Source organism: Bordetella genomosp. 5 (assembly GCF_002261475.1).
Taxonomy (GTDB): Bacteria; Pseudomonadota; Gammaproteobacteria; order Burkholderiales; family Burkholderiaceae_B; genus Bordetella.
On record NZ_NEVN01000001.1, the window covers coordinates 146,067 to 171,336 of the forward strand.

Annotated in this window: 24 protein-coding genes; 9 read left to right on the forward strand and 15 right to left on the reverse strand. The window is 68.1% G+C overall.

Annotation, left to right across the window (positions count from 1 at the left end; all coding sequences use genetic code 11):
* Positions 1-3 precede the first annotated feature (3 nt).
* On the forward strand, positions 4-987 hold the full coding sequence (locus CEK29_RS00735) for a LysR substrate-binding domain-containing protein (RefSeq protein WP_094798714.1): 984 nt from the start codon (positions 4-6) through the stop codon (positions 985-987).
* A gap of 25 nt (positions 988-1,012) precedes the next feature.
* Here the strand turns inward: CEK29_RS00735 and CEK29_RS00740 are convergent, their stop codons facing one another.
* Together CEK29_RS00740 and CEK29_RS00745 are read right to left on the reverse strand one after the other, a co-directional pair.
* Positions 1,013-1,537, reverse strand: a complete 525-nt coding sequence (locus CEK29_RS00740; protein WP_094798314.1) for a ferritin-like domain-containing protein — start codon at positions 1,535-1,537, stop codon at positions 1,013-1,015.
* Between the two features lie 58 nt (positions 1,538-1,595).
* A complete protein-coding gene (locus tag CEK29_RS00745; RefSeq protein ID WP_094798315.1) occupies positions 1,596-2,489 on the reverse strand; it encodes a manganese catalase family protein in 894 nt (297 codons plus the stop codon).
* Positions 2,490-2,937: 448 nt separating this feature from the next.
* Here CEK29_RS00745 and CEK29_RS00750 point away from each other — a divergent pair, with 448 nt between their 5' ends.
* Entirely contained in the window at positions 2,938-3,216 is a 279-nt protein-coding gene (locus tag CEK29_RS00750; RefSeq protein WP_094857082.1) for a hypothetical protein, read from the forward strand.
* Here the strand turns inward: CEK29_RS00750 and CEK29_RS00755 are convergent.
* Positions 3,213-4,136, reverse strand: coding sequence for a LysR family transcriptional regulator (locus CEK29_RS00755; protein ID WP_094798715.1), 924 nt, complete (start codon positions 4,134-4,136; stop codon positions 3,213-3,215). The genes CEK29_RS00750 and CEK29_RS00755 overlap by 4 nt on opposite strands.
* 115 nt (positions 4,137-4,251) lie before the next feature.
* Here CEK29_RS00755 and CEK29_RS00760 point away from each other — a divergent pair, with 115 nt between their 5' ends.
* Together CEK29_RS00760 and CEK29_RS00765 are read left to right on the forward strand one after the other, a co-directional pair.
* On the forward strand, positions 4,252-4,728 hold the full coding sequence (locus CEK29_RS00760) for a (R)-mandelonitrile lyase (RefSeq protein ID WP_094857083.1): 477 nt from the start codon (positions 4,252-4,254) through the stop codon (positions 4,726-4,728).
* Between the two features lies 1 nt (position 4,729).
* The gene (locus CEK29_RS00765) at positions 4,730-5,488 is read left to right on the forward strand and encodes a carboxymuconolactone decarboxylase family protein (protein ID WP_255176031.1); all 759 of its coding nucleotides are present in this window, start codon (positions 4,730-4,732) and stop codon (positions 5,486-5,488) included.
* A 55-nt stretch (positions 5,489-5,543) separates the two neighbouring features.
* Here the strand turns inward: CEK29_RS00765 and CEK29_RS00770 are convergent, their stop codons facing one another.
* The 3 genes from CEK29_RS00770 to CEK29_RS00780 form a co-directional block, all read right to left on the reverse strand.
* A complete protein-coding gene (locus tag CEK29_RS00770; protein ID WP_094798318.1) occupies positions 5,544-6,572 on the reverse strand; it encodes a 3-hydroxybutyryl-CoA dehydrogenase in 1,029 nt (342 codons plus the stop codon).
* The gene (locus CEK29_RS00775; RefSeq protein ID WP_094857084.1) at positions 6,569-7,672 is read right to left on the reverse strand and encodes an NAD/NADP octopine/nopaline dehydrogenase family protein; all 1,104 of its coding nucleotides are present in this window, start codon (positions 7,670-7,672) and stop codon (positions 6,569-6,571) included. Before CEK29_RS00775 ends, CEK29_RS00770 begins: the two co-directional genes overlap by 4 nt.
* A gap of 109 nt (positions 7,673-7,781) precedes the next feature.
* Entirely contained in the window at positions 7,782-8,762 is a 981-nt protein-coding gene (locus tag CEK29_RS00780) for an AraC family transcriptional regulator (protein WP_094857085.1), read from the reverse strand.
* A gap of 169 nt (positions 8,763-8,931) precedes the next feature.
* Here CEK29_RS00780 and CEK29_RS00785 point away from each other — a divergent pair, with 169 nt between their 5' ends.
* Positions 8,932-10,350, forward strand: a complete 1,419-nt coding sequence (locus CEK29_RS00785; RefSeq protein WP_094798321.1) for a spinster family MFS transporter — start codon at positions 8,932-8,934, stop codon at positions 10,348-10,350.
* On the opposite strand, the gene CEK29_RS00790 is transcribed toward CEK29_RS00785, so the two are convergent.
* Positions 10,309-11,223, reverse strand: coding sequence for a LysR family transcriptional regulator (locus tag CEK29_RS00790; RefSeq protein ID WP_094857086.1), 915 nt, complete (start codon positions 11,221-11,223; stop codon positions 10,309-10,311). The two genes, CEK29_RS00785 and CEK29_RS00790, sit on opposite strands and share 42 nt — an antisense overlap.
* A gap of 143 nt (positions 11,224-11,366) precedes the next feature.
* On the opposite strand from CEK29_RS00790, the gene CEK29_RS00795 reads away from it, so the two are divergent.
* Positions 11,367-12,491, forward strand: coding sequence for a mandelate racemase/muconate lactonizing enzyme family protein (locus CEK29_RS00795; protein ID WP_094857087.1), 1,125 nt, complete (start codon positions 11,367-11,369; stop codon positions 12,489-12,491).
* 50 nt (positions 12,492-12,541) lie between these two features.
* Here the strand turns inward: CEK29_RS00795 and CEK29_RS00800 are convergent, their stop codons facing one another.
* From CEK29_RS00800 to CEK29_RS00810, 3 genes are all read right to left on the reverse strand, one after another.
* A complete protein-coding gene (locus tag CEK29_RS00800) occupies positions 12,542-12,967 on the reverse strand; it encodes a hypothetical protein (protein WP_255176032.1) in 426 nt (141 codons plus the stop codon).
* Between the two features lie 7 nt (positions 12,968-12,974).
* Positions 12,975-14,507, reverse strand: a complete 1,533-nt coding sequence (gene proP / locus CEK29_RS00805) for a glycine betaine/L-proline transporter ProP (RefSeq protein WP_094798324.1) — start codon at positions 14,505-14,507, stop codon at positions 12,975-12,977.
* A 152-nt stretch (positions 14,508-14,659) separates the two neighbouring features.
* Positions 14,660-15,424 carry a sulfite exporter TauE/SafE family protein gene (locus CEK29_RS00810; RefSeq protein WP_176456813.1) on the reverse strand — a complete coding sequence of 255 codons (765 nt, stop codon included), beginning with the start codon at positions 15,422-15,424 and terminating at the stop codon, positions 14,660-14,662.
* A gap of 128 nt (positions 15,425-15,552) precedes the next feature.
* On the opposite strand from CEK29_RS00810, the gene CEK29_RS00815 reads away from it, so the two are divergent.
* The 3 genes from CEK29_RS00815 to CEK29_RS00825 all read left to right on the forward strand — a co-directional run bounded on the left by CEK29_RS00815 (position 15,553) and on the right by CEK29_RS00825 (position 19,667).
* Positions 15,553-16,890, forward strand: a complete 1,338-nt coding sequence (locus tag CEK29_RS00815) for a cytochrome P450 (protein ID WP_094857088.1) — start codon at positions 15,553-15,555, stop codon at positions 16,888-16,890.
* Positions 16,891-17,079: 189 nt separating this feature from the next.
* Entirely contained in the window at positions 17,080-17,727 is a 648-nt protein-coding gene (locus CEK29_RS00820) for a fused MFS/spermidine synthase (RefSeq protein ID WP_255176033.1), read from the forward strand.
* A gap of 323 nt (positions 17,728-18,050) precedes the next feature.
* Positions 18,051-19,667: a methyl-accepting chemotaxis protein gene (locus CEK29_RS00825; RefSeq protein ID WP_094857089.1), complete on the forward strand. Its 1,617-nt coding sequence runs from the start codon at positions 18,051-18,053 to the stop codon at positions 19,665-19,667.
* A 133-nt stretch (positions 19,668-19,800) separates the two neighbouring features.
* Here the strand turns inward: CEK29_RS00825 and ttcA are convergent, their stop codons facing one another.
* From ttcA to mltA, 5 genes are all read right to left on the reverse strand, one after another.
* A complete protein-coding gene (gene ttcA / locus CEK29_RS00830) occupies positions 19,801-20,709 on the reverse strand; it encodes a tRNA 2-thiocytidine(32) synthetase TtcA (protein ID WP_094798718.1) in 909 nt (302 codons plus the stop codon).
* 117 nt (positions 20,710-20,826) lie between these two features.
* Positions 20,827-21,789 (reverse strand): D-2-hydroxyacid dehydrogenase family protein, encoded by a 963-nt coding sequence (locus tag CEK29_RS00835; protein WP_094857090.1) that lies wholly within the window; start codon positions 21,787-21,789, stop codon positions 20,827-20,829.
* Between the two features lie 99 nt (positions 21,790-21,888).
* Positions 21,889-22,719 carry a DsbC family protein gene (locus CEK29_RS00840; RefSeq protein WP_094857091.1) on the reverse strand — a complete coding sequence of 277 codons (831 nt, stop codon included), beginning with the start codon at positions 22,717-22,719 and terminating at the stop codon, positions 21,889-21,891.
* A gap of 72 nt (positions 22,720-22,791) precedes the next feature.
* On the reverse strand, positions 22,792-23,961 hold the full coding sequence (locus CEK29_RS00845; protein ID WP_094857092.1) for a UbiH/UbiF family hydroxylase: 1,170 nt from the start codon (positions 23,959-23,961) through the stop codon (positions 22,792-22,794).
* Positions 23,958-25,250, reverse strand: coding sequence for a murein transglycosylase A (mltA, locus tag CEK29_RS00850; protein ID WP_094857093.1), 1,293 nt, complete (start codon positions 25,248-25,250; stop codon positions 23,958-23,960). Before mltA ends, CEK29_RS00845 begins: the two co-directional genes overlap by 4 nt.
* Between the last annotated feature and the right edge of the window lie 20 nt (positions 25,251-25,270).

Consider the following 25,270-nt stretch of genomic DNA (forward strand, 5'->3'; position numbering starts at 1 on the left):
GAGCTGAACGCCTTTACGGCCGCCGCGCGCCATTTGTCGTTCTCGAAGGCCGCCAAAGAGCTGTTCGTGACCCAGAGCGCCATCAGCCGGCACATCGCCACCCTGGAAAATTATCTGGGTCATACCCTATTTCTTCGGACGACGACCGGCCTGCAGCTCACCCGCATGGGCGCCACCTATCTGAGCCTGATCCGTCCGGCGCTGCACACGCTGGAGAGCGCGACGTCGCAGGTGATGACCACGCAGCAATCGGCCAAGTCGCTCAACGTGTCGGCGGCGCCGACGTTCGCGGCGCAGTGGCTGTTTCCCCGGCTGCGCGTGTTTCGGGAGGTGCATCCGGACATCTCGGTGAACTTCGTGCGCTACAGCGTGGCCGATTACAAGAGCACCGAGTTCGATTTCGATGCCTCGATCCAGTACGGCTATGGCGATTGGCCGGACGGCACCGCCACGTACCTGACCGGCCGCGAGACCCGCGTGGTGTGCTCGCCCGACTATCTTGCGCAGCAAGGCATTCAGAGCCTGGAAGACCTGCGCCGCTGCACGCTGCTGCAGCACATCGAGATTCCGCTGTCCTGGGAATATTGGTTTTCGACCTATGCCGGCGAGTTCGACCGCTCGCGGTTCGGACCGGGCTTCAGCCTGTTTTCGATGATTATCCAGGCCGCGTCGTCCGGTTTCGGCGTGGCGCTGATCCCGGACTGCCTGATCGAGAAAGAGCTCGAAAACGGCATCCTGGTCGATGTATTCGGGCGTACCTTCGAGAGTCCGCTCGGCTATTACCTGTGCGCGCCCAACTGGCGCAGCAACATGGAAAGCTACGACCTCCTGAGCGAGTGGCTCTCGCACGAGTGTTCGCATCCGGCCGGCGCGCTCGCCTCCGCCGGCAAGACGCTCGCGGTCACGCCCGGGCCGGCCGGCCGGAACCCGCCCGCGAGCGCCCTCGATTGCATCTACTGCAAGGCGGGGAGCGCGCCGGCCGCCTGAAGCCGGCGCCCTGCCCCGCGACGCCTCAACGTTTGGCCTCGTCCGGCGCGCGGCGCGACATCTCCAGAAACTGGGCCACCACCTGATCGGCGTGCTGGTCGATCCAGGCCGACATGGCGAGCTCCTCCTGCAGGATGTCTTCGCAGACCCGCGCCGTTTCGGTGTCGCCCACGAAGCGGGCCCCCGCGATGATGTTCTTGTAGGCCGCGATCTCCATGTTCTCGAAGGCATAGCTGAACATGCTGCCCTTGACCACCTCGTCGGAGGCCATCGCACCCGCGAAACCCTGCATCGTGGCCATGGCCTTGGCGGCCATGTCCTTCATCATCGACGTGTCGCCGCCCAGCCGCTCGATGCAGCCGCGCACGCGCTCCGCCTGGTTGCGCGTTTCTTCGATGTGCTGGCGGATGCGCGCCTCCAGCTCCGGATAGTTCTTCAGCCGGCCGGCCATCGACGTCAGCATGGTCTCGGCCTGCTCTTCCATGGCGTGCGCGTCGCGCAGCCAGTCGAGCACGTGTTCACGCGCCCGGTCATATTCACGTTCCGTCATGAGGATCCCCTTGAAGATCGGGCGGCGGGCGGGATGCCCGGCCGCCCTGTTGCCCGCGTCAGGGCAGGTCCGGTTTGGCGGGCATGCCCGCGCCGAGGTCCACGCCCGTGGCCGGGTCCGAAGACTGATCGGACGCCGTCCGCGAGGCATAAGCCTGCATGGCGGCCAGCTCGTCGGGCTGCAATGTCACCGACGCCTGTCCGTCGCCGCCGTCGACCGCACGCTGGCGCTCGCGGTCTTCGACGAAGTCGAAATTCTCGTCGCTGTTCCACGGACCGCGCTGGTCTCCGGGGCCTTGCGACATGTCGAAGTACGTGCGGGCGAAGCGCGGGTCGCCCGGCAGCTTGCCCGGCGGGAAATTGGGCTGCATGGAGTACAGCGCCTTCTCGAACGACTTCTGATGCGCCACTTCGCGCGTCATCAGAAAGCCCAGCGCTTCCTTGACGCCCGGATCGTCCGTGACGTTGATCAGGCGCTCGTACACGATCTTGGCGCGTGCTTCGGCCGCGATGTTCGACCGCAGGTCGGCCGACGGATCGCCGATCGTGTCGATGTAGGCGGCAGTCCAGGGAACGCCGGCCGAATTGGTGAGCGGCGGGCCACCGCCATACAGAATCTGCGTCACGTGCGAGTCGTTGCCCGCGCCGTGGATCTTGCGGTAGAGCTCCGCTTCGCTGTCGATGGCTTCGGCCAGCTCGCCCTTCGCGCCCTTGTTGAGCATGGCCACGAGCGATCCGATGATCTCGAGATGGCTCAGCTCCTCGGTCGCGATATCGAAGAGCATGTCGCGGCGGCCCGGATCGTCTTCGGCCACCGCCTGAGTGAAGTATCGACACGCGGCTGCCAATTCTCCCTGCGGTCCGCCAAATTGCTCCAGCAGCAGATTGGCCAGACCCGGGTTGGTCTGCGAGACGCGCGCGGTGTATTGCAGGCGTTTGTTGTGCATGAACATGGAAGGCTCCTCGAATGGAAATGCCGGCCCGCGCCGGCGGGGAGCAAGTCGCACACGGCGTTCCCACGACGCACTTGTTGCCGGGATCGCAAATTGCGCCGAACCATGCAAGCCATGGGCGCCAATCCCTGATGGAGGACACAGCATGAGCCGCTATCGATCGATGCTTTTCCTATTGCCGGGAAGGGTGCTGGAGATCGCCGCGATGCCGATGTTCGCGCCCGGGTGAGTACAGCCCTTTTCACATGCATCGGCGGGCCAGCGCGCCCTCCAACGCATGGCGAGCGACACACTTACGGACAGCTACGCCATTAGATGCATGCCCATGCAACTAATCGAAAGCCGAGTCGGCCAGAGGCGGCGCGCCGCGCGCCCGGCGACTCAGGGCCGGGCGGGTGCTGTCCGCTCACTTCAGGAGAATGCCGTGAAGGAAGGACAAACCCTTATCTTGACCCTCGGACAGGCGCGTGGCATCGGTGCCGCCTTTGCCGACAACCTGTGCGTGCCCCCGCACCTGGGCGAAGAGATCGCCCGCCGCTGGTATGCCCGTACGCAGGGTCCGAATGCGAAAACCTGGAAAAGCCTCATTGCCACGCTGACCCGTGAGCTGACCGCGCTGCGCGATGCGCAGGCCCAGGGCGTGGACGATGGGTCCGGCGCGCCGTCGGCGCAGGGGCCGCCGGCGGGCACGGAGGGCGCAACGCGCACCGAGCCCGCGGGCGGTTAGCCGCGCCGCGCGCGGGGCTTGCGGCCGGGCGGCTGGTAGCGCAGCGCCTCGACGACCCGCGCCAGCGCCGGTGCGATGGGACTGCGGTTGGGGTAATAGAGGTGGTAGCCGCTGTGCTGGGGCCACCACTCCTGCAGCACGGGCGCGAGCGCGCCCGTGGCGACGTGCGGTTGTGCGAGGTCGGCGGGAACATAGGCCAGGCCGAGGCCGTCGAGCGCCGCCTGCATCATCAGGAATGTGTTGTTGAACACGGTCTGCCCGTCCACGCGCACGCGCACCTGGCGGCCGCCGCGTTCGAATTCCCACGCATACAAACCACCGTGGGTCGGCAGGCGCAGATTCACGCAACGGTGCTGGGTGAGGTCGCGCGGACGCGCTGGCGCGGCCTGTGCTCGCAGGTACGCGGGGGCGGCAAACACGCCCATGCGAAAGTCCGGGCCGATGCGTACGGCGATCATGTCCTTATCGATGATGTCGCCGACGCGCACGCCAGCGTCGAAGTTTTGCGCGACGATATTGGTGAGGCCGTAGTCCACGCTCAGTTCGACGTTGATGCCCGGCTGCTCGAGCAGGAGTCGGCTCAGGCGCGGCCATAGCACCGTCTGGATGGCGTGATCGTGAGCGGTGATGCGCACGGTGCCCGCGGGCTTATCCTGCAGTGCGCGCAGCGCGGCAAGCTCGTCGTCGATCTCGCTCAGCCGCGGTCCGGCCGTGGCGAGCAGCCGTTGGCCGGCCTCGGTGAGTGCGACGTTGCGGGTGGTGCGGGTGAGCAGCCGCACGCCCAGCCGCGCCTCCAGTGCCAGCATGGCATGGCTGAGCGCCGAGCGCGACACGCCCAGCCGTGCCGCCGCACGGGTGAAGCTGCGTTCGTGCGCCACCATGACGAAGCCGCGCAGGTCGTTGAGGTTCTCCATCGCGATATGAATCCGGATATTGGTGAGCAAAATTCACCAAAGCATGCGGATTTTACTGTCTTATCGGCAGACGGTTCGCTCTCTACACTCGATTCCAGGCTTACAAGAAGGGAATCGATCCATGAAATCCATCGCAGCAACCGCGCTCTCGCTCTCCATGGCGGCGGCGAGCGTCAGCGCCCAGGAGCGCGGCACCTCCCTGACCGTCACGTCTGCGGGCACGCAGGCGTCGGTCAAAGGTCAGGCCGACTTTTTCACCGGTGCCGTCCGCGTGGACAGCCTGTTCCAGGCTCCCCAGCCGGCCCGCGTCGGCGGCGGCACGGTCACGTTCGAGCCGGGCGCGCGCACCGTCTGGCATACCCATCCGCTCGGGCAGACGCTGATCGTCACGGCAGGCGTGGGCCGGATCCAGGAGTGGGGTCAGCCGGTGCGCGAGATCCGCGCCGGCGATACCGTATGGATCGCACCCGGGGTGAAGCATTGGCACGGCGCGGCGTCCACGACCGCCATGACGCATATCGCGATCAATGAAGCGCTCGACGGCAAGGCCGTGGACTGGCTCGAACCGGTGAGCGAGGTGCAATATGCTGGCAAGTAAATTGCGTTCCGCTTCGATGTTCGCGTCGTTCGTGATGGCCGCGGGCATGAGCGCCGCCTGCGCCGAATCCGCCGCGCCGAAGGCCGCGAGCGCGGGTGCGAATGGTGGTTCCACGGCGGCTTCCGCCGACAGCGCGACGCGGCTGTCGGCCGCGCAACTCGCCATTGCGCCGATCGGCGCGACGGCGGCGGTGGGCGATATCGCGGGGCTGGAGCGCGCGCTCGAGCGCGGCCTCGATGCCGGGCTCAGCATCAGTCAGACCCGCGAGATCCTCGTGCAGGTCTATGCCTATGCAGGCTTTCCTCGCAGTCTGAACGCGCTCAACACGCTGATGAAGGTGCTGCAGGCACGCAAGCAGCGCGGCATCACCGATACCGAGGGCACGCCGCCCACGGCCTTGCCGGCGGATGCCGACCTCACCGCGATGGGTACCGAGACGCAGACCAGGCTCTCGGGCGCGCCCGTGAAGGGGCCGTTGTTCGAGTTCGCACCCGCGATCGATCACTATCTCAAGGCGCATCTCTTCGGTGCGATCTTCGCGCGCGACAATCTGGATTGGCACGCACGCGAGCTGGCCACGGTCGGCATGCTGTCGGGGATGACCGGCGTGGAGCCGCAGTTGCAGGCACACATCCGCATCAGCCTGAACGCGGGCCTGACGGCGGCGCAGCTGCGGCAGTTACCCGCCGCGCTGCGGGAGCAAGGCGCGGCGCAGGCCGCCACGCGGCTGGAGGCGGCGCTGGCGCAGGGCGCCCGCTGATCGCGCAGCCCGCCGTAACGACGGCGGCGACCGGGCGGCCGGGCCGCCGCCGCCGTCATGTCGGTTGCCGCGTTGCCGTGCCCTCGCGCGGTACGTGTCCCATCACCTCGAGCCGCCGCACCAGTTCGCCCAGGCGCCGCAGCCGGTAGGCGGCCACATCCTGGTCCCGATAATCGTAGAAGCCCAGGCCGTCGCGCAGTCCGTTGCGGCCCTGCTCCATATTGCGTTCGATCACGGCCGGCGCCTGGAAGCGCGGCCCCAGCGCCACGTCGAGGTAGCGCGACGCGTAATAGAGGATGTCGTTACCGCCCCAATCGATGAACTCGAGCAGGCCCAGCACCGAGAAGCGCAGGCCGAAGCCCAGTCGTACCGCCGTGTCGATGTCCTCGGCGCTGGCCACGCCTTCCTCGACCATGCGGGCGGCTTCGTTCATCGCCAGCGCCTGAATGCGCGGCACGATGTAACCCGCCGAGGGCGAGCAACGGACGGGCACTTTATGCGCCTGGCGCAGCACCGCTTCCAGGCCATCCACGACCTCGGGTAGCGTGTCCGGACCGGGACTCACTTCGACGAGCGGGATCAGATGCGCGGGGTTGAGCCAGTGTGCGTTGAGAAAACGCGCGGGGTCCGGCGCGGCGTCGGCGAGCTGGGTGACGAGAAACGTGGACGTGGTGGAAGCGAGCACGCAGTCCGCGCCGATGCGTTCTCCGAGCCAGCCGAACACGTCACGCTTGGCGTCCAGCCGCTCGGGCACCGCCTCGAACACGACCGGCGTGGCACGCAACGGCGCCGCCGCGGCATCGCGCTCGTGCAACGTGATCCGGGCGAGCACCGCGTCGATGCGCTCTTGTGCGAGCAGGCCCAGCTGCGCCAGCGTGTCGAGTTCCGCGCGCAGCGCCTGGCGCACGCCGTCGAACACGGCGTCTTGCGCCGGCGCGTGGCGCGGCTTGGCATCGATCAGCGCCACCGGTAGCCCGGCGAAGGCATACGACACCGCGATGCCGATGCCCATGCGGCCCACGCCGACCACGGCGATGGCCGCGTCCTGCGGCCTTGCGGCCAGCGACCGCGGGTCTTGGCTCATGCCGGCACTCCGTCATGCAGCAGCGCGCGCAGCTGCGCCGGCGTCAGATCGTCCAGGCCCAGCGCGGTCAGGGTGCGGCCTTCGGCATAGAGATCGCGCCCGGTCACGGCGCTGGCAAGGCTCAGCAGGCCCTGCGCCACCGGTGTGGGTACGCCTGCCCACCGGCCGACCGATACCAGAAACGACAGACCCAGCCGCGTGTCTTCGAGCATGTAGCGGTGCGTGTGGAGGTCGATGTGTTCGCGCCAGTCGCCACTGTCGGTGAGCTTGCCGTGCGCGCCACGGCCGTACATCCACTCGTCGCCCGTTCTGGCGTAGTGATCCGCCAGCGGAAAATGCGGCGCGCCATACCCAAGCGCCTGCCGGACGGCGACGCGCTCCGCGTCGAGCGCATCGGTGACGCTGCGGATCGCGGCTTGTGTGCCCTCGTTGTGGATGTCCCAGGACTCGAAGTGTTGCAGCGGCCCGGCGTTCATCATGATGAGCGGCGGATGAATGATCGGTCCGGCGTTCATCAGCGCGCCGGATAGCGCGTCTTCGATGGGTTCGACGCTGGGGTAGGCGGCACGCAGGATATCGAATGCCGGTTCGGACAGGCGGCGGGGCAGGACGCCGGTCGGCAGTCGCGTGGCGTACGCGCTCACCACCACCCGTTCGCCGTGCTTGCGTGCCAGATAGGGCAAGGTGCCGGTTTCCGCGAAGGCCACGTCGGCCGTGTTGCCGGCCTCGCGCAGCGCCCGGGCAAACAGGTAGCTGCCGAAGGTGCCCGGCGGCAGGAACACAACCTGGCCGTCGCGCAGCAATGGCGCCAGCGCGGGCGCGAGCGATTCGTGTGTCGTGGCGGGGAGCGGGATGACGATGAGCGCCGCGCCGGTCACGGCCGCGGCGAGGGCGTCGGCGATCTGGATGCGGCCGGGGCCGGCGCCGAGCGGCACGGTGCGCGTGCCGCGGTAGTCGGTGACGCCGAGCGAGCCGGCCTGGCGCAGCGGCGCGAAGGCGGCGCCGTCGCGGCGCCACCAGGTCACCTCGTGGCCGTTGCCGGCGAGTTCCGCGGCCGCGGCGTAGCAGCCGTGCCCGCCGCCGATGATGGTGATGCGCATGATGCAGACCCTCGAACAGTTGCGTTGCGGGTCATGCTATCGGCGCGCCGGCGCGGATCATGGCCGGAATGCGCAGGCGCCGTTCCAAATCGGCAGCGCCGTGGCGGTGTCAGTGGCTCGCCGCCCGCAAGGTGTCGGAGGGCAGGCAGCCGTAGCGCTTGCGATAGTGCTGCGCAAAGTGGCCGAAGCTCGCCACACCGTGCCGCAGCAGGATGTCGGTGACGCTGGCGCCCACCGGCGCGTCGCGCAGTGCGGCATGCACCTGGGCGAGGCGTTGGCCGCGCATGTAGTCGCTGGGATTTTGCCCCAGGAAACGCACGAAGCCGTTTTGCAGCGTGCGCACCGACACGCCGCAGTGCGCGGCCAGGTCGGCGAGCGCGATGCTGGCGTCGGCATGCTCATCGATGTAGTCGCGCGCTTTGCGCACATGGGCCGGAAGCGGCTGGCGCCGGTCTTGGGCGAGCGCGTGGGTGTGGTTGTGCGGCAGTTGCGTGAGCAATAGCGAGGCAAGGTAGTCGTCGAACCCGGCGGCGAGCGTGCGGGACACGCTGGGCAAGGGCTGCGCGTAGAGCTGGCACAGATAATCGAGCGTGGCGCGCACGGCGGCCGCACCCGGGTGCGAGGCGGGCACGTCGACCTCGAACACGATGGGCTGGCGCAGCGGGCGTTGCAGAAGATCCTGCAGATGGCGCTCGAGCGTGGTGCGCTCCATCCGCAGAATGAGGCTGCGGCAATCCTGGTCGATGCTGATGGCGCTGTGCTCGGACGGCGACGAGAGCGTGAGTGATCCGGCGCGCAGGCCGGCACGCCGCGTGCCCTGGCGCAGCTCGCCGCTGCCCTGCAGCGTGGCCCGCACCAGATAGCAGCTTGCGATGTCACCGGCATCGATCTCGACGGCGGCGCCGTAATGCAGATCGTAGAGCGCGGCGCCGCCGAAGCGAACGCCATACAGGCGCGAGTGCAGATCGACGCCGGGCGCCACGCGCATGCGGTGCGACCACAGATGCTGACTCACCTGATCCTTGATCTCGGCGGCGTTGGCGGACTGAAGCAGACAATGGCGATGCAGCGGGGGAGGAGAGTCGAGCATGCTTTCCTGCGCAAGAAGAACAGTCGTTGCGCGCGCGGTATAGCTGCGGCGCCCGCAAGGGCCGTAAAACGGTGAGACTGAACAGAAGGACTGCAAACGGATCTGCGTGACGGCCGGTGACCGGATTCAGGCAACGCAAGCCGCGGGCAGCTTCATACAAGGGGAAACCATGAGTGCCGACACCCGCGGGGACACCCCGCCGCGTAGTCATGCCTATGAATGGTATGTCGTGCTGATCTGCATGCTAGCGTACATATTTTCGTTCGTCGACCGGCAGATCCTGGCCCTGATGATCGAGCCCATCAAACGCGATCTGCAGCTCTCCGACACCCAGTTCAGCCTGTTGCATGGCCTGGCATTCTCGCTCTTCTACGCGGTGATGGGCCTGCCCATCGCGGTGCTGGCCGACCGCTACTCGCGGCCACGCATCATCGCCATCGGCGTTGCGTTCTGGAGCCTGGCCACGGCGGCCTGCGGCCTGTCCCGCAGCTTCGCGCACATGTTCCTGGCGCGCATCGGCGTGGGCGTCGGCGAGGCCGCGCTGTCACCGGCCGCGTACTCGATGATGAGCGACATGTTTCCGCGCGACAAACTCGGGCGGGCGGTGGGCGTGTATTCGATCGGCGCCTTCGTGGGGGGCGGGCTCGCCTTTTTGATCGGCGGCTACGTCATCGATCTGCTCAAGACCGTCGATAGCGTAGCGGTCCCCTGGGGCACGATGAAGCCCTGGCAGCTGACGTTCTTCATCGTCGGGCTGCCGGGCGTGCTGGTGGCGCTGCTGATTCTGCTCACTGTGCGCGACCCCGTGCGCAAAGGGGTGAGCCGCGACGCGAACGGTCAGGCGGCCCGGCCCGGCATGGGCGTCACGATGCGCTTCCTCGGCCGCCACCGCGCCACGTTCACGTGTCACTACCTGGGCTTCTCGTTCTACGCCATGATTCTGTTCTGTCTGCTGGGATGGGCGCCGGCGTACTACATGCGCGCCCACGGCCTCACGCCCACGCAGGTCGGCTACATGCTCGGCGTGGTGGTGTTGATCACGAACACCGCGGGGGTGTTCTGCGGCGGCTGGCTGATGGACGCGCTGGCCCGCCGGGGACGGCGCGATGCGCCGTTGCGTGCCGGCGTGATCGGCGCATGTCTGATGGGCGTGCCGGCCGTGGCCTTCACGCAGGTCGACAATCTTTACGTCTCGGTCGCGCTGCTGGTGCCGGCGATGTTCTTTGCCTCGTTTCCGATGCCCACCTCGACCGCGGCCATGCAGATCCTGCCGCCCAATCAGTTGCGTGCGCAAATATCCGCGCTGTTTCTGCTGGTGTCGAATCTGATCGGTCTCGGACTCGGCACCACGCTGGTGGCGCTGCTCACGGATCGCGTGTTCGGCACGCCCGCTGCCGTGGGCGACTCGATGGCGGTGCTGATCGGATGCGCCACGCTGGCGTGCATCGTGTTGTTGGGCGCGGGGTGTGGCGCCTACCGGCGCAGCCTGGCGCGCGAAGAGGCGCACGAAGCCCAGCCTGCGCCCGATGGCGCGGGCGACGCCGGATCAACCGCCGGCGTTGCGCCCACGGCGGTGACCGTGCGCTGATGACGGCGCCGCCGCCATCAGCGTGTCCAGAAACGCCTGGGCCAGGGCGGCGCGCACGCCGTTGCGCGGCCACAGCATGCCGATCTGGCGCACCGGGCACGGCGCCGGCAGCGCCCAGCGGCGCAGTGCGGGATCGGGCGCGCCGATCACCGGCCAGTCGGGCAGCACCGATACGCCGAAGCCTTCGGCCACCAGGCGTGCGATGTGCTCGATGCCATCGAGCTCGAACTGCACCTTGGGCCGGATGCCATGGCTGCGCAGGTACTGGTCGGCCATCTTGCCCGCCACCACGTTGCGGTCATAGCGGATGAACGGTTCGCGGGCGGCCACCCGCAGCGGGTCGCGCACCCGCAGCCCGGCCGGGGTCAGCAGGATCAGCGCCTCTTCGCGCAGCGGATGCCACGCGTAGGTCTTGGTCAGCTCGAAGGCCGGATGCACGAGGATCGCCGCGTCGAGGTCGCCCACCGTGACGCGATCGAGCAGCCGCGCCGACGTGCCGGGCTCGATGTAGATCGGGATGCCGGGATGGGCCTGCTTCCAGGCGCGCAGCATCGGCGGCAGCATGCCCATCAGCGCCGATGGGGTGGCCCCCAGGCGCAGCGGGCCCGCGGGCAGGCCCGTGGCCGAAGCGGCCGAACGCAGATCGCTGGCGTCGCGCAGCAGGGCGCGAGCGCGATCGAGGATGCGCTGGCCCGCCGCGGTGGGCTGCACGGTGCGGCCGGCGCGTGCCAGCAGCGGCGTGCCGATGTCGGCTTCGAGCGCGCGCAGCTGCTGCGTGACCGTGGTGGGCGCGAGGTCGAGCCGCCGGGCCGCCTCGGCGATCGAACCGAACTCGGCGACGGCGACGAAGCTCTGCAGGAAACGGGTGTCCATGACCGCGTATTTTACGTGGTCTGAAACTGGAAATCGCCGATTCTTATGCGTTCTCGCACAGGGCAGACTGGCTGGGCTTTGTTTCTCGACACGCGCTGACCGGCTGCACCGGGGTGCGTGTACCGATCACTCAGGAGACCCTCTTGCCTATCATCGCCTCTATCGACGTCTGCGCGGCCCGTGTGCCGCTGGACAAAGTCACTTCGTTCTCCAACCGTACCGTCACGGAGCGCCACTACGGCCTGGTGAAGGTGCGCAGTGCCGACGGCATCGAGGGCGTCGGTTTTTGTTATGTGGGCAGCGCCGCCGGCGAGCTGTTCCGCGTGGCCGTGGAGCAATTGCTCGCCCCGGTGGTGCTGGGCCGCGATTCGCTGGCCGTCGAGGCGCTGTGGCAGGAGATGTACCAGGAAAGCCTGCTGCAGGGCCGGGCCGGGACGGTGATGCGCGCGATCAGCGCCATCGACATCGCGCTGTGGGATCTCAATGCCAAGAGCGCGGGGCTGCCCTTGCACAAGTATCTGGGCGCGGCCCAGACCGACAGCGTCGCGGCCTACGCCAGCGGCGGCTATTACGTGGAAGGCAAGACGGCCGAGATGCTGGGCGAGGAGATGGCCAGCTTCGTCGAGCTGGGCTTCTCCGCGGTGAAGATGAAGATGGGCCGCTGGTCGCCGCAGGGCGAAGAGTCGCGCGTGCGCGCGGCGCGCGAGGCGATCGGCCCCGACGTGGAGCTCATGCTCGATTGCAATAACGGCTGGGTCGACACCGTGCAGGCGATGCAGTACCTGCGCCGGATCGAGCAGTACGACCCGTACTTCATCGAAGAGCCGTTCAGCCCGGACGACATCGAGAGCCACGCGCGCCTCGCGCGGCTTACCAAAGTGCCGGTGGCCACGGCGGAAATCGGCTACGGCCGCTGGTATCACAAGCAACTGCTGGACGCGGGCGCGGCGGCCATTCTGCAGACCGACGCCGCCGTCTGCGGCGGCATCACCGAATGGAAGCGTATCGCCGCGATGGCGGCGGGCTACGGCGTGCAGGTGTGCCCGCACTGGTTCCACGACGTGCATGCGCCGCTTGCGGCCGCCACGCCGAACGCGCGCTATGTGGAATTCTTCTGGGACGACCAGGTGCTGAATTTCCGTCGGCTGATCGACCGGCAGCTGGAGCATCGCAAGGGCCGCGTCGTGCTGCACCAGGAACCCGGCCTGGGCTTTGGTTTCGACGAGAAGCAGGTCACGAAATACGGCACCTGGAACCGCGTGTCCTGAGCCGATAGCCGCGCGCTGACTGCCAGGTGCGCGGGGTGCCGCGCGCCGGCTCAGGCCGGGCGCTTGCGGGACCGGCCCGCGCCCGGCGCCACGCCGATGCGCGGGTCGCGCGCCCGCACCGCCGCGACGAGCCGCGCGGCCGTGCTTTCGAAATCTTCGTGGTCCTGCGGCACATACAGCCACTTGCCCAGCACCGGGTGTGGGCGCAGCGCGGGATACGCCGCGGCGAGCGAAGAATGGTGGGCATGCTCGGTACACACGAGCAGGCCGCTCCACGGCGGATCGCGGTCGGACACGGTCAGGCAGAGCTGGCCGTCGAGATAGGCCGCCTCGCTACCGAAGATCCGGCGCCGCGCGTAGCCAGGGTCGGACTCGAGCGGTTCGAGCACCCACAGCAGCGTATTGGCGACCGCCGCCCGCGTGCGCGCGGGCGGGGCGAAGGGGTCGGCGCGGCGGCTCACGCGCGAGTCTTCCACGAGCCTGTCATTCGAGATTCGGATGACGGTCGGCGAGCCGCTGACGGCGTTCGCGCAGGGCCTCGATTTCCTGCTCCAGCGTTTCGATCTCGGCGTCGATGTCCTGCACGCTCTGCTCGATATGCTCGTAAGCCTGCTGCAACAGCACCTTGGCCTCGCGCCGGCTCGACGCGGTGGGCGTGGCGCCGCGCATCGGCCGGTTGGCCGTCTCGGGCAGGAAGAACGAGGTGATCAGGCCGACCACCGAGGCCGCCATCAGGTAGAAGGCCGGCATCATGAGATTGTCGGTTTCTTCGACCAGCCACGCGGCCACGGTAGGCGTGAGACCGGCCACGATGATGGCGATGTTGAACGAGCTGGCCAGCGCGCTGTAGCGGATGCGCGTGGGGAACAGCGCGGGCAAGGTGGCGGCCATGATGCCGATCAGGCAGTTGAGGAACACCGCGATCAGCAGCAGGCCCAGAAAGATCAGGCCGGTGTTGTCGCTGCCGATCAGGTGGAAAGCCGGAATGGCCGACACCAGCAGGCCCAGACTCCCCACCAGCAGGAAGGGTTTGCGTCCGACCTTGTCGCTGATGAAGCCGACCACCGGTTGCACGAACAACATCCCGACCATCACCACCACGATGATGAGCACGCCGTGGCCTTCGGTGTAGCCCAGGCTGCCCGACAGATAGGTGGGCATGTAGGTGAGCAGCATGTAGTAGGTGATGTTGGTCACCAGCACCATGCCCACGCTCACCAGCAGGGCGCGGCGATACTTCGAGAAGATCTCGCCGAACGCGACCTTGGGTTTTTCCTGCACGGCATCGCGGTCTTCCTGCTCCATCTTCTCGAGCTGCTGCGTGAACGCCGGGGTTTCTTCGGCGGCGTGCCGCAGGTACAGGCCGAGCAGGCCGAGCGGGCCGGCCACGAAGAACGGAATGCGCCAGCCCCAGTCGAGGAAGGTCTGCTCGCCCAGCATGGTCTGCAACAGCACCACCATGCCGGCGCCGATCACGAAGCCCGCGATGGAGCCGAAATCCAGCCAGCTGCCCAGGAAGCCGCGCTGGCGGTCGGGCGCGTACTCGGCCACGAACACCGCCGCGCCGGTGTATTCGCCGCCGACCGAGAAGCCCTGCGCCAGCTTGCACAGCAGCAGCAGAATGGGCGCCCAGATGCCGATGGCGGCGTAGGAGGGAATGAGGCCGATACAGAACGTGCTGATGGCCATGATGATGATGGTGAGCGAGAGCACCTTCTGGCGCCCGAAGCGGTCACCCATCACGCCGAAGAAAATGCCGCCCAGCGGGCGCACCAGGAAGGGCACCGAAAACGTACCGAGGGCCGCGATCGTCTGCACGGCCGGCGAGGCGTCCGGAAAGAACACCTTGCCCAGCGCGAAGGCCACGAAGCCATACACGCCGAAATCGAACCATTCCATCGCATTGCCGAGCGCGGCCGCGGTCACGGCCTTCTTGAGCTTGGAATTGTCGATGACGGTGATGTCGCCGATCTCGAGCGGACGAACTTCTTGCTGCGCCGGGGTAGTCTCAGCCATGGCCTGTTCCAGAGAATGCACACCCACTGATTATGACCCCGAAATCGGCCTGCGGGTCGGTACCGATAATTCAGGAAATAGTCAGGATTGGCGCGGTGTTCGGCGGTGCCGCGGGCTGCTCCGCCGGCGCGTGATCGGTCGCCGGACCACGTTCAATGACGGGTGGCCATCCAGAAGAAGGTGATGCCCGACACGATCAACAGGCCGTCGAGCAGCCGGTCGTAGGTGGTCTTCGACAACGCGAGGACGAGCGGCTTGCTGAGCGCCGTGCCGAGCATGATGCCGGCGCCGGTGAGCAGGCCCTGGGCGAGCACCGGCCACGGCAACGCGCCCTGGCTCGCGAAGGTGATCACCTTGCCCACGTAGAGGAACAGCGAGCTCAACGCCTCGGTGCCGAGAAAAGCGCCGCCGCTCAGGCCATACGCCGTGAACGCCGGCACGCTCAGCGGGCCGGTGGAGAGCACCAGGCCGGTCAGAAAGCCGATGTCTGCGCCGCAGGCCGCAAGCTGGGCGAGCGAGAGGCGGCGCCGCCCGCGCGCCAGATGCCGCCGTACCCACACCATCGTCAGGAAGAACACGCCCAGGCCCGCGTCGATCGACCAGGCGGGCAAGCTCAGCATGGTGCGGGCGCCGAGCGCGGCCGCGGGCACGCCGGGCAGCGCGAACGCGAGCGCCGCGCGCCAGTCGGTGTCGCGCCACCAGACCAGGGCGCGCGCCAGATTGCCCATCACCGCGGCCACCGCCATGATCGGGATCGCGGCCTTCGGGCCGTACACGGACACGAGCACGGGCAGCAGGATCAACGAGGAGCCCGTGCCGATGACGCCGCTGATGCCGCCGGCGAGCAACGCGATCGCGAAAACGAGGAGATAGAGCAAGGTGCGGAGGGAGGAGACGCGCAGCGTGGTGGCAGGCATCTTAACCAACCGTAACGTCACCGGGGGCGGGCTTTAGTAAGATCGCTCGACTGCCCCGGCCGCGGAGGTGCAGGCGCGGCCGCCGCGCGCATCGCCTCCGGATTCTCTACTCTGCTCACTTGGCGCCCATGAACGATACCGTCATCGCCTGTCCGATCCGACGCCGCCTGAGTGCCTGGCGCAACGGCGATTGGTCCGGCGCCAGCGCGGGGCTCGATAAATGGCTGGCCATTCAACGCGATCCGCTGGCGTGGCTGGCCAGCGTGCATCAGGCCCAGCCCGATATCAGCAGCATGCGCATGGGACCGCGCCGGGTCTGGTGCGTGTTCCATCCCGAGGCGGTGCATGCGCTGATGGTCACGCATCGCAGCGACCTGCGCCGCTGGGAGCCCAGCCTGTGCATGATGCGCCAATGGAACGGCCGCAGCTTCATGATGCGCGAAGGCGCGCAGGCGCGCGAGCAACGGCAGAAGGTGCGGCCGCACATCCAGCCGCCGCCCGTCGACGACATCCTGCGCCTGGCGCAGCGCTGGTCCGACGGCATCCCGGCGGGCGCCCGGCGCGATCTCGATCTGGAGATGGCCTGCTACAGCATCACGCTGACCGGGCACGCGCTGTTCGGGCTGGACCTGAGCGAATCGGCCGAGCCGATCGCGCGCGCGGTGCGCATTCTGTCGCGCGTGGCCCTGCTCGAAACCAGCACCGGCCTGCCGCTGGGTCATTGGTTTCCGAGCAAGCTGTGCCCGCGCAAGCGTTGGGCGCTGCGTACGCTGCGCACGCAGATCGAAAGCGTGGCTGCGCGCTCGACCCGGCCGCTCACGGTGCATCGCGAGGACCTCGCCACCCTGCTGATGGCGGCGCATCAGTCCACCGGCGCCACGCTGGCCTGGACGCAATTGTTGCTCGCGCAACATCCCACGATCCGCGATGCGCTGCGCGCGGAGCTCGACGCGATCGACTGGCGCGATATCACCCGGCTGCAGGATCTGCAGCGCGCGCCCTTGCTGCGAGCCGTGATCCAGGAGTCGATGCGGCTCTACCCGCCGGCGTATGCACTCGTGCCGCGCCAGCTCTCGCGTGCGTTGCAGGTGCAAGGCCACACCTTGCATCGCGGTGACATCGTGATGGTGTCGAGCTGGATCACACAGCGCGATGCGCGCTGGTTTCCCGAGCCCACACGATTCATGCCCGAGCGCTTTCTGGGCGAGGACGACCGGCCGCAGGGCGCCTATTTTCCGTTCGGCCTCGGCGATCGGGCCTGCCCGGGCACCGGCATGGCGATGCTCGACCTCGCGGTCTCGCTGGCCTACTGGGTCACGCATTGGGATATCGAGCTGTTGCAGCCGGTTCAGCCACAGGGCTGGTTTTCGCTGCGGCCGCGCCAGGCCGAGGTGCGCTTCGTGCCACGCGCCGGCGCGTCGCTGCGCGGCATGCCCGATCGCGCGCCGATGACCGTGGCCGCCTGATTGCCGTCATCGGATCGCGCGTGTCTAATGCGGGATGCGCTCCTTCAGCGCCCTGCCGCCATGACACATCAGCCAGACACCGACCACGACGACGATTCTTCTCTGCCCGCCGCGCCGCATCGGCCTTTCGTGCAAAACGCAGGCAACCGCCGTTCGCTACATTTCACCGGCCAGGAAGTGCAGAGCAGCATGTCAGTGCTCAACCCCGACGCGCTCGAGATCGAATACACGCGGATGATGATGGGCTTCGTGCTGTGGCAGCCCGAGCCCGCGCGCATGTTGATGGTGGGTCTGGGAGGCGGTTCGTTGCCTAAATTCTGTCACCGCTATCTGCCCGCCGCCGATATCACGGTCGTGGAAATCGATCCCGCGGTGATCGCATTGCGCGAGGCCTTCATGGTGCCGCCGGAAAGCGAGCGCTTTCGGGTGGTGCAGGCCGACGCGGCCGACTATATGGCCACGCTCGACGGCGAGATCGACGTGCTCATGCTGGATGGTTTCGTGACCGGCGGCATTCCGCCTCAGCTCTGCTCGGAAGCGTTCTATGCCGATTGCCATCGCGCGCTGCGCGACGATGGCATCCTCGTCATCAACTTCCACGTCAATCATCGCGAGCATCACACCTATCTGGACCGGGTGCGCGCGGCCTTCGGCCCGGCGATGTTCGAGGTGGTGGACGACGACATGACCAACAGCATCGTGTTCGCCTGCAAAGGCGATCTGCTCGACGACCCCGCGGCGGCCGCGCTGGCTCGCCCCGCCTCGCTCTCCAAGGATGCCTGGCGTCAGCTCATGCCCACCATGCGCGTGATCGGCGCGACGCTCGAGCTGCGCTGAACGCCGCCGCCACGGGCAATGATCGGCAACGCAAGGAAATGCCGCGATATATGCGGATCCGCGCGAATTTGGCCCCGATTTTCATGACGACGCGTGGATCGGCCAAACCAGAAAGATTGGCCTAAAACGCGCCGCTCCTCGCCTGATCTGTCCGCCACCCCGATTGCTAGCATTCGGGCTCCATCGCGCGATATGCCGCTACGGGCGCGTCCGCGCTGGCCATTACATCTATCTAACAGCATCATTTTGGAGGCGGATCTCCAGGGCAGGCGGGTGCGTGGGTTGCCGCGTTGCCATACGCCTTGGCAGCATTCGGGGCAGTCATGAAGAATCTGAAGCTTGGGACCCGGCTCGCGGCCGGCTTTGCCGTTCTGTTGGCGATGATGATCGTCATGTGCGTGGTGGGCCTGTACAGCCTGGCCGACATCAATCGCGCCGTCGACAATGTGACGCATCAATCGCTGACCAAGGATCGCATGGTCAACGACTGGAGCCGATTCATCCATACGGGCGTGACCCGCACCACCGCGATCGCCAAGAGCAGCGATCCCAGCCTCGCCGGGTTCTTTACGCAGGATGCCGCCGCATCCACCGCCCAGGCCTCCAAACTGCAACAGCAGATCGAGCCGCTGATCCAGGGCGACGCCGAGAAGCAGGTATGGGCCGGCATCGGCAAGGCGCGCACCGAGTACCTCAGCTCGCGCGACCGCATCTTCAAGGCCAAGCAGGAAGGCAATGTCGAGCTGGCCGAGCGCATCTTCACGCAGGAGTATCTGTCGGCTTCGCGCCGCTTCATCGATCTGATCACGCAGCTCTCCGACATGCAGCGCGCGGACATCGACGCGCAGGCGGTCAGCATCGAGAGCTCGTATAACGTCGCCAATCTGTGGATGATCGTCCTGGGCGCCATCGCCGTCCTGAGCGGTCTGGCGCTGTCGATCCTGCTCACGCGCAGCATCACGCGGCCGCTGGCCGACGCGGTGCGCGTGGCGCGCACGGTGGCCGACAACGATCTGACGAGCCGCATCACCGCGACGTCCAAGGACGAGATCGGCGAACTGATGCACGCGCTCGAGTCGATGAACAACAACCTGGCCCTCACGGTCACCCGCATTCGCGCCGGCGTCGAGAACATCGCGTCGGCGTCGGGCCAGATCGCGGCGGGCAACACCGATTTGTCGTCGCGTACGGAGCAGCAGGCCGCGTCGCTCGAAGAGACCGCCGCGTCGATGGAAGAGCTGTCCTCCACCGTCAAGCAGAATGCCGAGAGCGCGCGTCAGGCCAACCAGCTGGCGGCTGCCGCGTCGGATACCGCCTCGCGCGGCGGCTCTACCGTGTCGGAAGTGGTCAGCACCATGAGCGCGATCTCGTCGAGCTCGGTGAAGATCGCCGACATCGTGTCGGTGATCGACGGCATCGCCTTCCAGACCAACATCCTGGCGCTGAACGCCGCCGTGGAAGCCGCGCGTGCCGGCGAGCAGGGCAAGGGCTTCGCGGTCGTGGCCGCCGAGGTGCGCACGCTGGCGCAGCGCAGCGCGCAGGCCGCCAAGGAGATCAAGACGCTCATCGAAGACACGGTGCAGAAGATCGGTCAGGGCTCGGACAGCGCGGCGCGCGCCGGCGCCACGATGCAGGAGATCGTGAGTTCGGTGCAGCGCGTGACGGACATCATGGGCGAGATCGCGGCCGCATCGGCCGAGCAGGCCGATGGCATCGAACAGGTCAACCGCGCCGTGGCGCAGATGGACGAAGTCACGCAGCAGAACGCCGCACTGGTCGAAGAGGCCGCGGCCGCCGCGGGCTCGATGCAGGACCAGGCCGCCGATCTGCGCGGCGCGGTCAGCGCGTTCAAGCTGCAGGCAGGACAGGGCCAGGCGCAGGATGCGCGCGCCGCCGCCCCGCGCCTGAGTGGCGCGCCGCTGCAGCTCGCAGCCTACTGAGCGCCGGCCGGCCCACCGCGCATGCCGGGCCCAGGCCCCGCGTGCGCGTGACGCGGCCCGGCTCGCGACGAATCCCGCAAGAAAACTGCCCGCACGCCGTAAGGCGATGCGGGCAGTTTTATGGGCGGGCGCGTCAGACGGGCAGGTCGAGTCGCTCGGGCCGCACGAAGGCGATGCGGTTCTCGCTGGACTGGCCGAATACCAGGGCGTCCTGTTCGTAAGAACTCTCGCCGAACAGCGAGGCCTCGTCGATCTTGGCGAGGCCGGTGGCCAGGCCCTTGAAGTCGAACAGGTTGGCGTCGACCAGATGCGAGGGCACCACATCGGTCAGGGCGCGGAAGACGTTCGCGACGCGGCCCGGGGTCTCGCGCTCCCAGGTTTGCAGCATTTCCTTCACGCGCACGCGCTGCAGGTTCTCCTGCGAGCCGCACAGGTTGCACGGGATGATCGGAAACTCCATCGCCTGCGCATACTTGGCGATGTCGCGCTCGCTGCAATACGCGAGCGGGCGGATCACGACGTGGGCGCCGTCGTTGGTGGCGAGCTTGGGCGGCATGGCCTTCATCTTGCCGCCGAAGAACAGGTTCAGGAAGAAGGTCTCGACGATGTCGTCGCGGTGATGACCCAGCGCGATCTTGTTGCAGCCGAGCTCTTTGGCGGTGCGATAGATCACGCCGCGGCGCAGGCGCGAGCACAGCGAACAGGTCGTCTTGCCCTCGGGCACCTTCTCTTTGACGATCGAGTAGGTGTCGGCCTCGACGATGCGGTACGGCACGCCGGTTGACGCGAGGTAGCGCGGCAGCACGTCTTCGGGAAACCCGGGCTGCTTCTGGTCGAGGTTCATCGCGACCAGCTCGAACTTGACGGGCGCGCGGCGCTGCAGCGCCATCAGCACCTGCAGCATGGTGTAGGAATCCTTGCCGCCGCTCATGCAGACCAGGATCTTGTCGCCGTCTTCGATCATGTTGAAATCGACGATGGCCTTGCCCGCTTCGGATTGGAGCCGATTCTCGAGCCGGTGGAAGTTGTTGGAGTCCTTCATGACCACGCAAAAATGCAGGAAAAACAGCATTTTAGCGCGGGCGCGCGGCGCCGGCCCGTGCCCCCGCCGGCGTTGCGGGCCGTGGGGCGCGATGCGCCCGGGCCCGCGTCTGGCCGCTCAGCTGGCGTTGAGCACGCGCACCGGCTGCCCGGCGGCGAAGCCGCGCACCGCCTCCAGCGCATTGCGATAGAACGCCTGGAAGTTTTCCTGGCTGACGTAGCCCAGGTGCGGAGTCAGGATCACGTTGTCGAGATTGCGCACGGAGTCGGTGGGCGGGAGCGGCTCGACCTCGTAGACGTCCAGGCCGGCGCCGGCGATCCGCCCCTTGGCCAGCGTGTCCATCAGGGCGTCCTGGTCGACCAGGCCCGCGCGCGAGGTGTTCACGAGGAACGCGGTGGGCTTCATGGCGGCCAGTGCGGCCGCGTCGACCACGTTGCGGCTGCGCTCGCTCAGGATGAGATGCAGGCTGACCACGTCGGCGGTGGAGAACAGCGCGTGCTTGTCGACCCGGGTCACGCCGGCCTCGGCGGCGCGTTCGTCGGTGAGGTTGGGGCTCCAGGCCACGACCTCCATGCCGAACGCGCGGCCCACCTGCGCCACGGCCTGGCCCAGCTTGCCCAGGCCGACCAGGCCCAGCCGCTTGCCCGCCAGCGGGATCGGCATGCCGGTCTGCCACATGCCACGGCGCATGGCGTCGTCTTCCTGGGGCAGGTGCTTGAACAGCGCGAGGATGTGCGCCCAGGCGAGCTCTGCCGTCGCCGTGTTGGCGTCGGCGCTGCCGGGCGCGCCGCTCACCACGATGCCGCGCGCCGACGCCGCGTTCATGTCGATCGCGTTGTTGCGCATGCCGGTCGTGACGAGCAGGCGCAGACGCGGCAGGGCGGCGATCAGCTCGGCCGGGAACGGAGTGCGCTCCCGCATGGCCACGATCACATCGAAGGGCGCGAGCGCGTCGGCCCGCGCCTGGCCTTCGGGCAGGGCGTCATTGAACACGGTGACGCGGGCGTCGGGGCCGAGGCTGGCCCAGTCGGCGTAACGCTGCGCCACGTCGTGATAGTCATCGAGAATCGCGATATCCATTGCCAGTCTCCAGGTATTGTTTTCGAGCGGTTGGTGTCCGGCGGGTGAGCGCGCCCACCCGTGCAAAGCAATCGGCCCGCTGGGAGGCGGGCCGGAGAATCATTTGAGGCGTTCCTGCAGTTGCTCGATCGGCAATGCGCCGCTCGCGCGGCTGCCGTCGGCGAAGAAAATGGTCGGGGTGCCCCGCACCATCAACTGCTTGCCGAGCGAGACCATCTGCTCGACCGGCGCGTCGCATTGCACCGAGGCCGGGCGCTTGCCGCGCAGCATCCAGTCGTCCCAGGTCTTGGCGGGATCGCTGGCGCACCAGACATCGCGCACCTTGGTGGTCGAGTCCGGCGACAGGATCGGGTACAGGAAGGTGTAGATCGTGACGTCGTCCACGTCTTCGAGCGTGTGGCGCAGCTGCTTGCAGTAGCCGCAGTTGGGATCTTCGAAGATCGCGACCTTGCGCGTGCCCTTGCCGCGCACCTGCTTGAGCGCGAGGTCGAGCGGCAGTTGGTCGAACGACACCTGGCCGAGCTGTTCCTGGCGCTCCTGGGTGACATCGCGGCGGCTCGCGGCGTCGATCAGCGGACCTTCCATGACCCAGTTCACGCCCTCGTCGGTGTAGATGAGGTCCATGCCCAGCTGCACCTCGAAGAGGCCGTAGGGCGTGCGACGCACGGCGGTCACGTCGAAATTCTTGAAGCGCTCCTTGAAGCGCGACTTGACCGCATCGGCCACGGGATCCGGAGGCGTCACCGAGGCGGTGTTGTAGACCTTCTCGCCCGGCTTGGCGGGCTGGCCCATCTGGGTGGTGCCGGTGACCTTGTCGCCCGCGGCGGGGGCGGGCGGGTTGGCGGTGGAATAGACCTTGTCGGCGGCCTGTGCCCCGGCGGCGCCGCAGGCAAGCGCGGCGGCCAGGATCAGCGATACGCGAATATTCATGTGAACTCCTGTGGGATCGGGCGCGGCACCGGACCGCCTTGAGCCTGTCCTTGAGACCGCGCCCTGACCGGATTAGTTGCGCGAGGCGCCTTCGATGAGCTGGCGCTTCACGAAAGGCACGGCCTCGACCCAATGCATGCCCGCGTTGCGCAGCCACACCAGCGGCGCGGCGCGCGAGGCGAACAGCCGATGCAGGCCGTCGGTGGCCAGGCGCATGGCGAGCACGGGCTCGGCGCGGGCGCGCTGGTAGCGGCGCAGCACGCGCAGATCGCCGGCTTCGCGGTACGCCTCGCGCGCGGCCACGGTTTCGGCCAGGGCCTGGACATCGCCGAGGCCGAGGTTGAGCCCCTGGCCGGCGAGCGGATGCAGCCGGTGCGCGGCGTCGCCCGCCAGCGCGATGCCGGGCGCGACCATCTGCGCGCGTTCCAGCGTGAGCGGAAATCCATGCAGCTTGCTGCGCACGCGCAACGCGCCCAGCCGGCCATGCGTGGCGTCCGCCAGGCGGCGTTCGAGTTCGGCGGTCTGGGCTTCGGGCGCAAGCGCCATCAGCGCGCGGGCGGGTTCTTCGCGCATCGACCAGACCATCGACACCTGGGCGCCGGCGCTCGTGTCGGGCAGCGGCAGCAGCGCCAGCACGCCGTCGTCGCGGAACCACTGGATCGCGGTGCCCTGGTGCGCGCGTTCGGCATCCAGGTGCACGACCAGACCGATGTCGTGGTACGAGGTGGCCTCGTGCTTCATGCCGGCGGCCTCGCGCAGCGGCGACGCCGCGCCATCGGCGCCGACGAACAGCTCGGCTTGCAGCGTGCGGCCGCCGTCGGTCTGCACTTCGCCCGGACGCCAGCCCGTGCAGCGCTCGTCGATCCACGGAATGCCGAACATCTGCACGGCCTGGATCAGCACGCGTTCGATTTCGCCGGCCTCGACGATCCAGGCGAGCTGCGGTTGCGCCGCCTGCCAGGCGTTGAGGTCGACGCGGCCGTCGCCGTCGCCGTGGATTTCCATGGCCGTGACCGGCATCAGCCGTGCCTGCGGCATCGCGTCCCAGATGCCGAGCTCGGCCAGGAAACGCTGGCTCGCGGGCGAGATCGCGTAGACCCGCGGGTGGTAGTGGTCGGCCGCGGCGGGCGCGATCTGGTTGCGCGGCGACAGCACGGCCACGCGCTGGCCGCGGCGCGCCAGCGCCAGGGCGGTCGACAGGCCGACGATGCCGGCCCCGCAGATCAGGATCTGGTGTTTCATCGTGCGCTCGGTTCGCCAGCCTGCTTGGGCCACAGCAGCCACATCTGGCCGCGCTGCTTCATGCGCCCGGCCTGCTGCCCGGCTTCGTCGCCGAAGCCCCAGTAGAAGTCGGCGCGGGCGGCGCCCTTGATCGCGGTGCCGGTGTCCTGAGCGAACACCAGGCGCTGCAGCGGGCGCTCGGAAGCGGGATAGGTGGTGGACAGGAACACCGGGGTGCCCAGCGGCACGAAGGTCGGATCCACGGCGATCGAGCGGCCGGTGGCCAGCGGAATCGCGTAGGCGCCCTTGGGGCCCTGTTCGGGATCGGTCACGGCTTCTTCGCGGAAGAACACCACGGCCGGATTGGCGTTGAGCATTTCCTGCGTGCGGCCCGGATTGCGCTGGGCCCAGGCCCGGATGTTCTGCATGGACGCCTGATCGGCCCGCAGCTCGCCCCGGTCGATCAGCCAGCGGCCGATGGACACATAGGGCTGACCGTTGTGGTCGGCGTAGGCGACGCGGATGGTCTTGCCGGCGTCGGGCCCTTCGGTGAGCTGCACGCGGCCCGAGCCCTGCACCTGCAGGAAGAAGTTATCGACGGGATCATCGACCCACACCAGCACGGGCGGCTTGCGGTCGGACGCCTCGATGGAGGCGCGGGTGTCGTAGGGCACGACGCGGCGGCCATCGAGCTTGCCGCGGACACGCTTGCCGGCCAGGTCGGGGTAGACCGAGCCCAGGTCGATCGTGAGCAGGTCGGCGGGCACGGCATACAGCGGCCACTGGTGCTTGCCACCCGACTCGCGCGAGCCGCGTACGAGCGGCTCGTAGTAGCCCGTGACGGTGTTGGTGGCGGGGCGGCCGTCGGTGCCGAGCACACGCCAGGGCTGCAACCAGGTCTGGATGAAACGGCGTACCGCGGCGGCGTCGCCCGCGGCGGGCGCGCGGGCCGGATCGGCGGCCGCCGCGCAGACGGGCTGCCAGGCGCGCGGGGTGGCGCGCGCGGGCGCCGCGAGGTTGCCGCTGGTGGGCCGCATCAGGCCTTTGCAATTGCGCAGCACCAGAGGCCACAGGCGCGACAGGTCGTCGCCGTCCCAGCCGGGCAGTTCGCTGTAGTTGGCGCGCTGATAGCGGCCGGCCAGCGCGCGCGCCGGGGTGTCGGGCAGGGCCGAGACCGAGGGCACGACCAGCGGGCCATCGGTCGGCACGGGCGTGACGGTGCCGGGACGCTCGTCGGGCGGGATGCTGGAGGGGGTGGTACACGCCGCCAGCAAGACCGACAGCACAGACAGACTAAGGAGGCGCTTCATGGGCGGAACATCGGGTTGCG

Bases quoted from the DNA above. Each gene is read 5' to 3' on its own strand.
- CEK29_RS00775 (WP_094857084.1), bottom strand. From the start codon at position 7,672: ATGCGCATCACCATCATCGGCGGCGGGCACGGCTGCTACGCCGCGGCC.
- ttcA (WP_094798718.1), bottom strand. From the start codon at position 20,709: ATGAAGGACTCCAACAACTTCCACCGGCTCGAGAATCGGCTCCAATCC.
- CEK29_RS00745 (WP_094798315.1), bottom strand. From the start codon at position 2,489: ATGTTCATGCACAACAAACGCCTGCAATACACCGCGCGCGTCTCGCAG.
- CEK29_RS00785 (WP_094798321.1), top strand. From the start codon at position 8,932: ATGAGTGCCGACACCCGCGGGGACACCCCGCCGCGTAGTCATGCCTAT.
- CEK29_RS00740 (WP_094798314.1), bottom strand. From the start codon at position 1,537: ATGACGGAACGTGAATATGACCGGGCGCGTGAACACGTGCTCGACTGG.
- CEK29_RS00770 (WP_094798318.1), bottom strand. From the start codon at position 6,572: ATGAGCCAAGACCCGCGGTCGCTGGCCGCAAGGCCGCAGGACGCGGCC.
- CEK29_RS00845 (WP_094857092.1), bottom strand. From the start codon at position 23,961: ATGAAACACCAGATCCTGATCTGCGGGGCCGGCATCGTCGGCCTGTCG.
- CEK29_RS00835 (WP_094857090.1), bottom strand. From the start codon at position 21,789: ATGGATATCGCGATTCTCGATGACTATCACGACGTGGCGCAGCGTTAC.
- CEK29_RS00760 (WP_094857083.1), top strand. From the start codon at position 4,252: ATGAAATCCATCGCAGCAACCGCGCTCTCGCTCTCCATGGCGGCGGCG.
- CEK29_RS00790 (WP_094857086.1), bottom strand. From the start codon at position 11,223: ATGGACACCCGTTTCCTGCAGAGCTTCGTCGCCGTCGCCGAGTTCGGT.
- CEK29_RS00825 (WP_094857089.1), top strand. From the start codon at position 18,051: ATGAAGAATCTGAAGCTTGGGACCCGGCTCGCGGCCGGCTTTGCCGTT.
- CEK29_RS00820 (WP_255176033.1), top strand. From the start codon at position 17,080: ATGTCAGTGCTCAACCCCGACGCGCTCGAGATCGAATACACGCGGATG.
- proP (WP_094798324.1), bottom strand. From the start codon at position 14,507: ATGGCTGAGACTACCCCGGCGCAGCAAGAAGTTCGTCCGCTCGAGATC.
- mltA (WP_094857093.1), bottom strand. From the start codon at position 25,250: ATGAAGCGCCTCCTTAGTCTGTCTGTGCTGTCGGTCTTGCTGGCGGCG.
- CEK29_RS00815 (WP_094857088.1), top strand. From the start codon at position 15,553: ATGAACGATACCGTCATCGCCTGTCCGATCCGACGCCGCCTGAGTGCC.
- CEK29_RS00780 (WP_094857085.1), bottom strand. From the start codon at position 8,762: ATGCTCGACTCTCCTCCCCCGCTGCATCGCCATTGTCTGCTTCAGTCC.
- CEK29_RS00810 (WP_176456813.1), bottom strand. From the start codon at position 15,424: ATGCCTGCCACCACGCTGCGCGTCTCCTCCCTCCGCACCTTGCTCTAT.
- CEK29_RS00840 (WP_094857091.1), bottom strand. From the start codon at position 22,719: ATGAATATTCGCGTATCGCTGATCCTGGCCGCCGCGCTTGCCTGCGGC.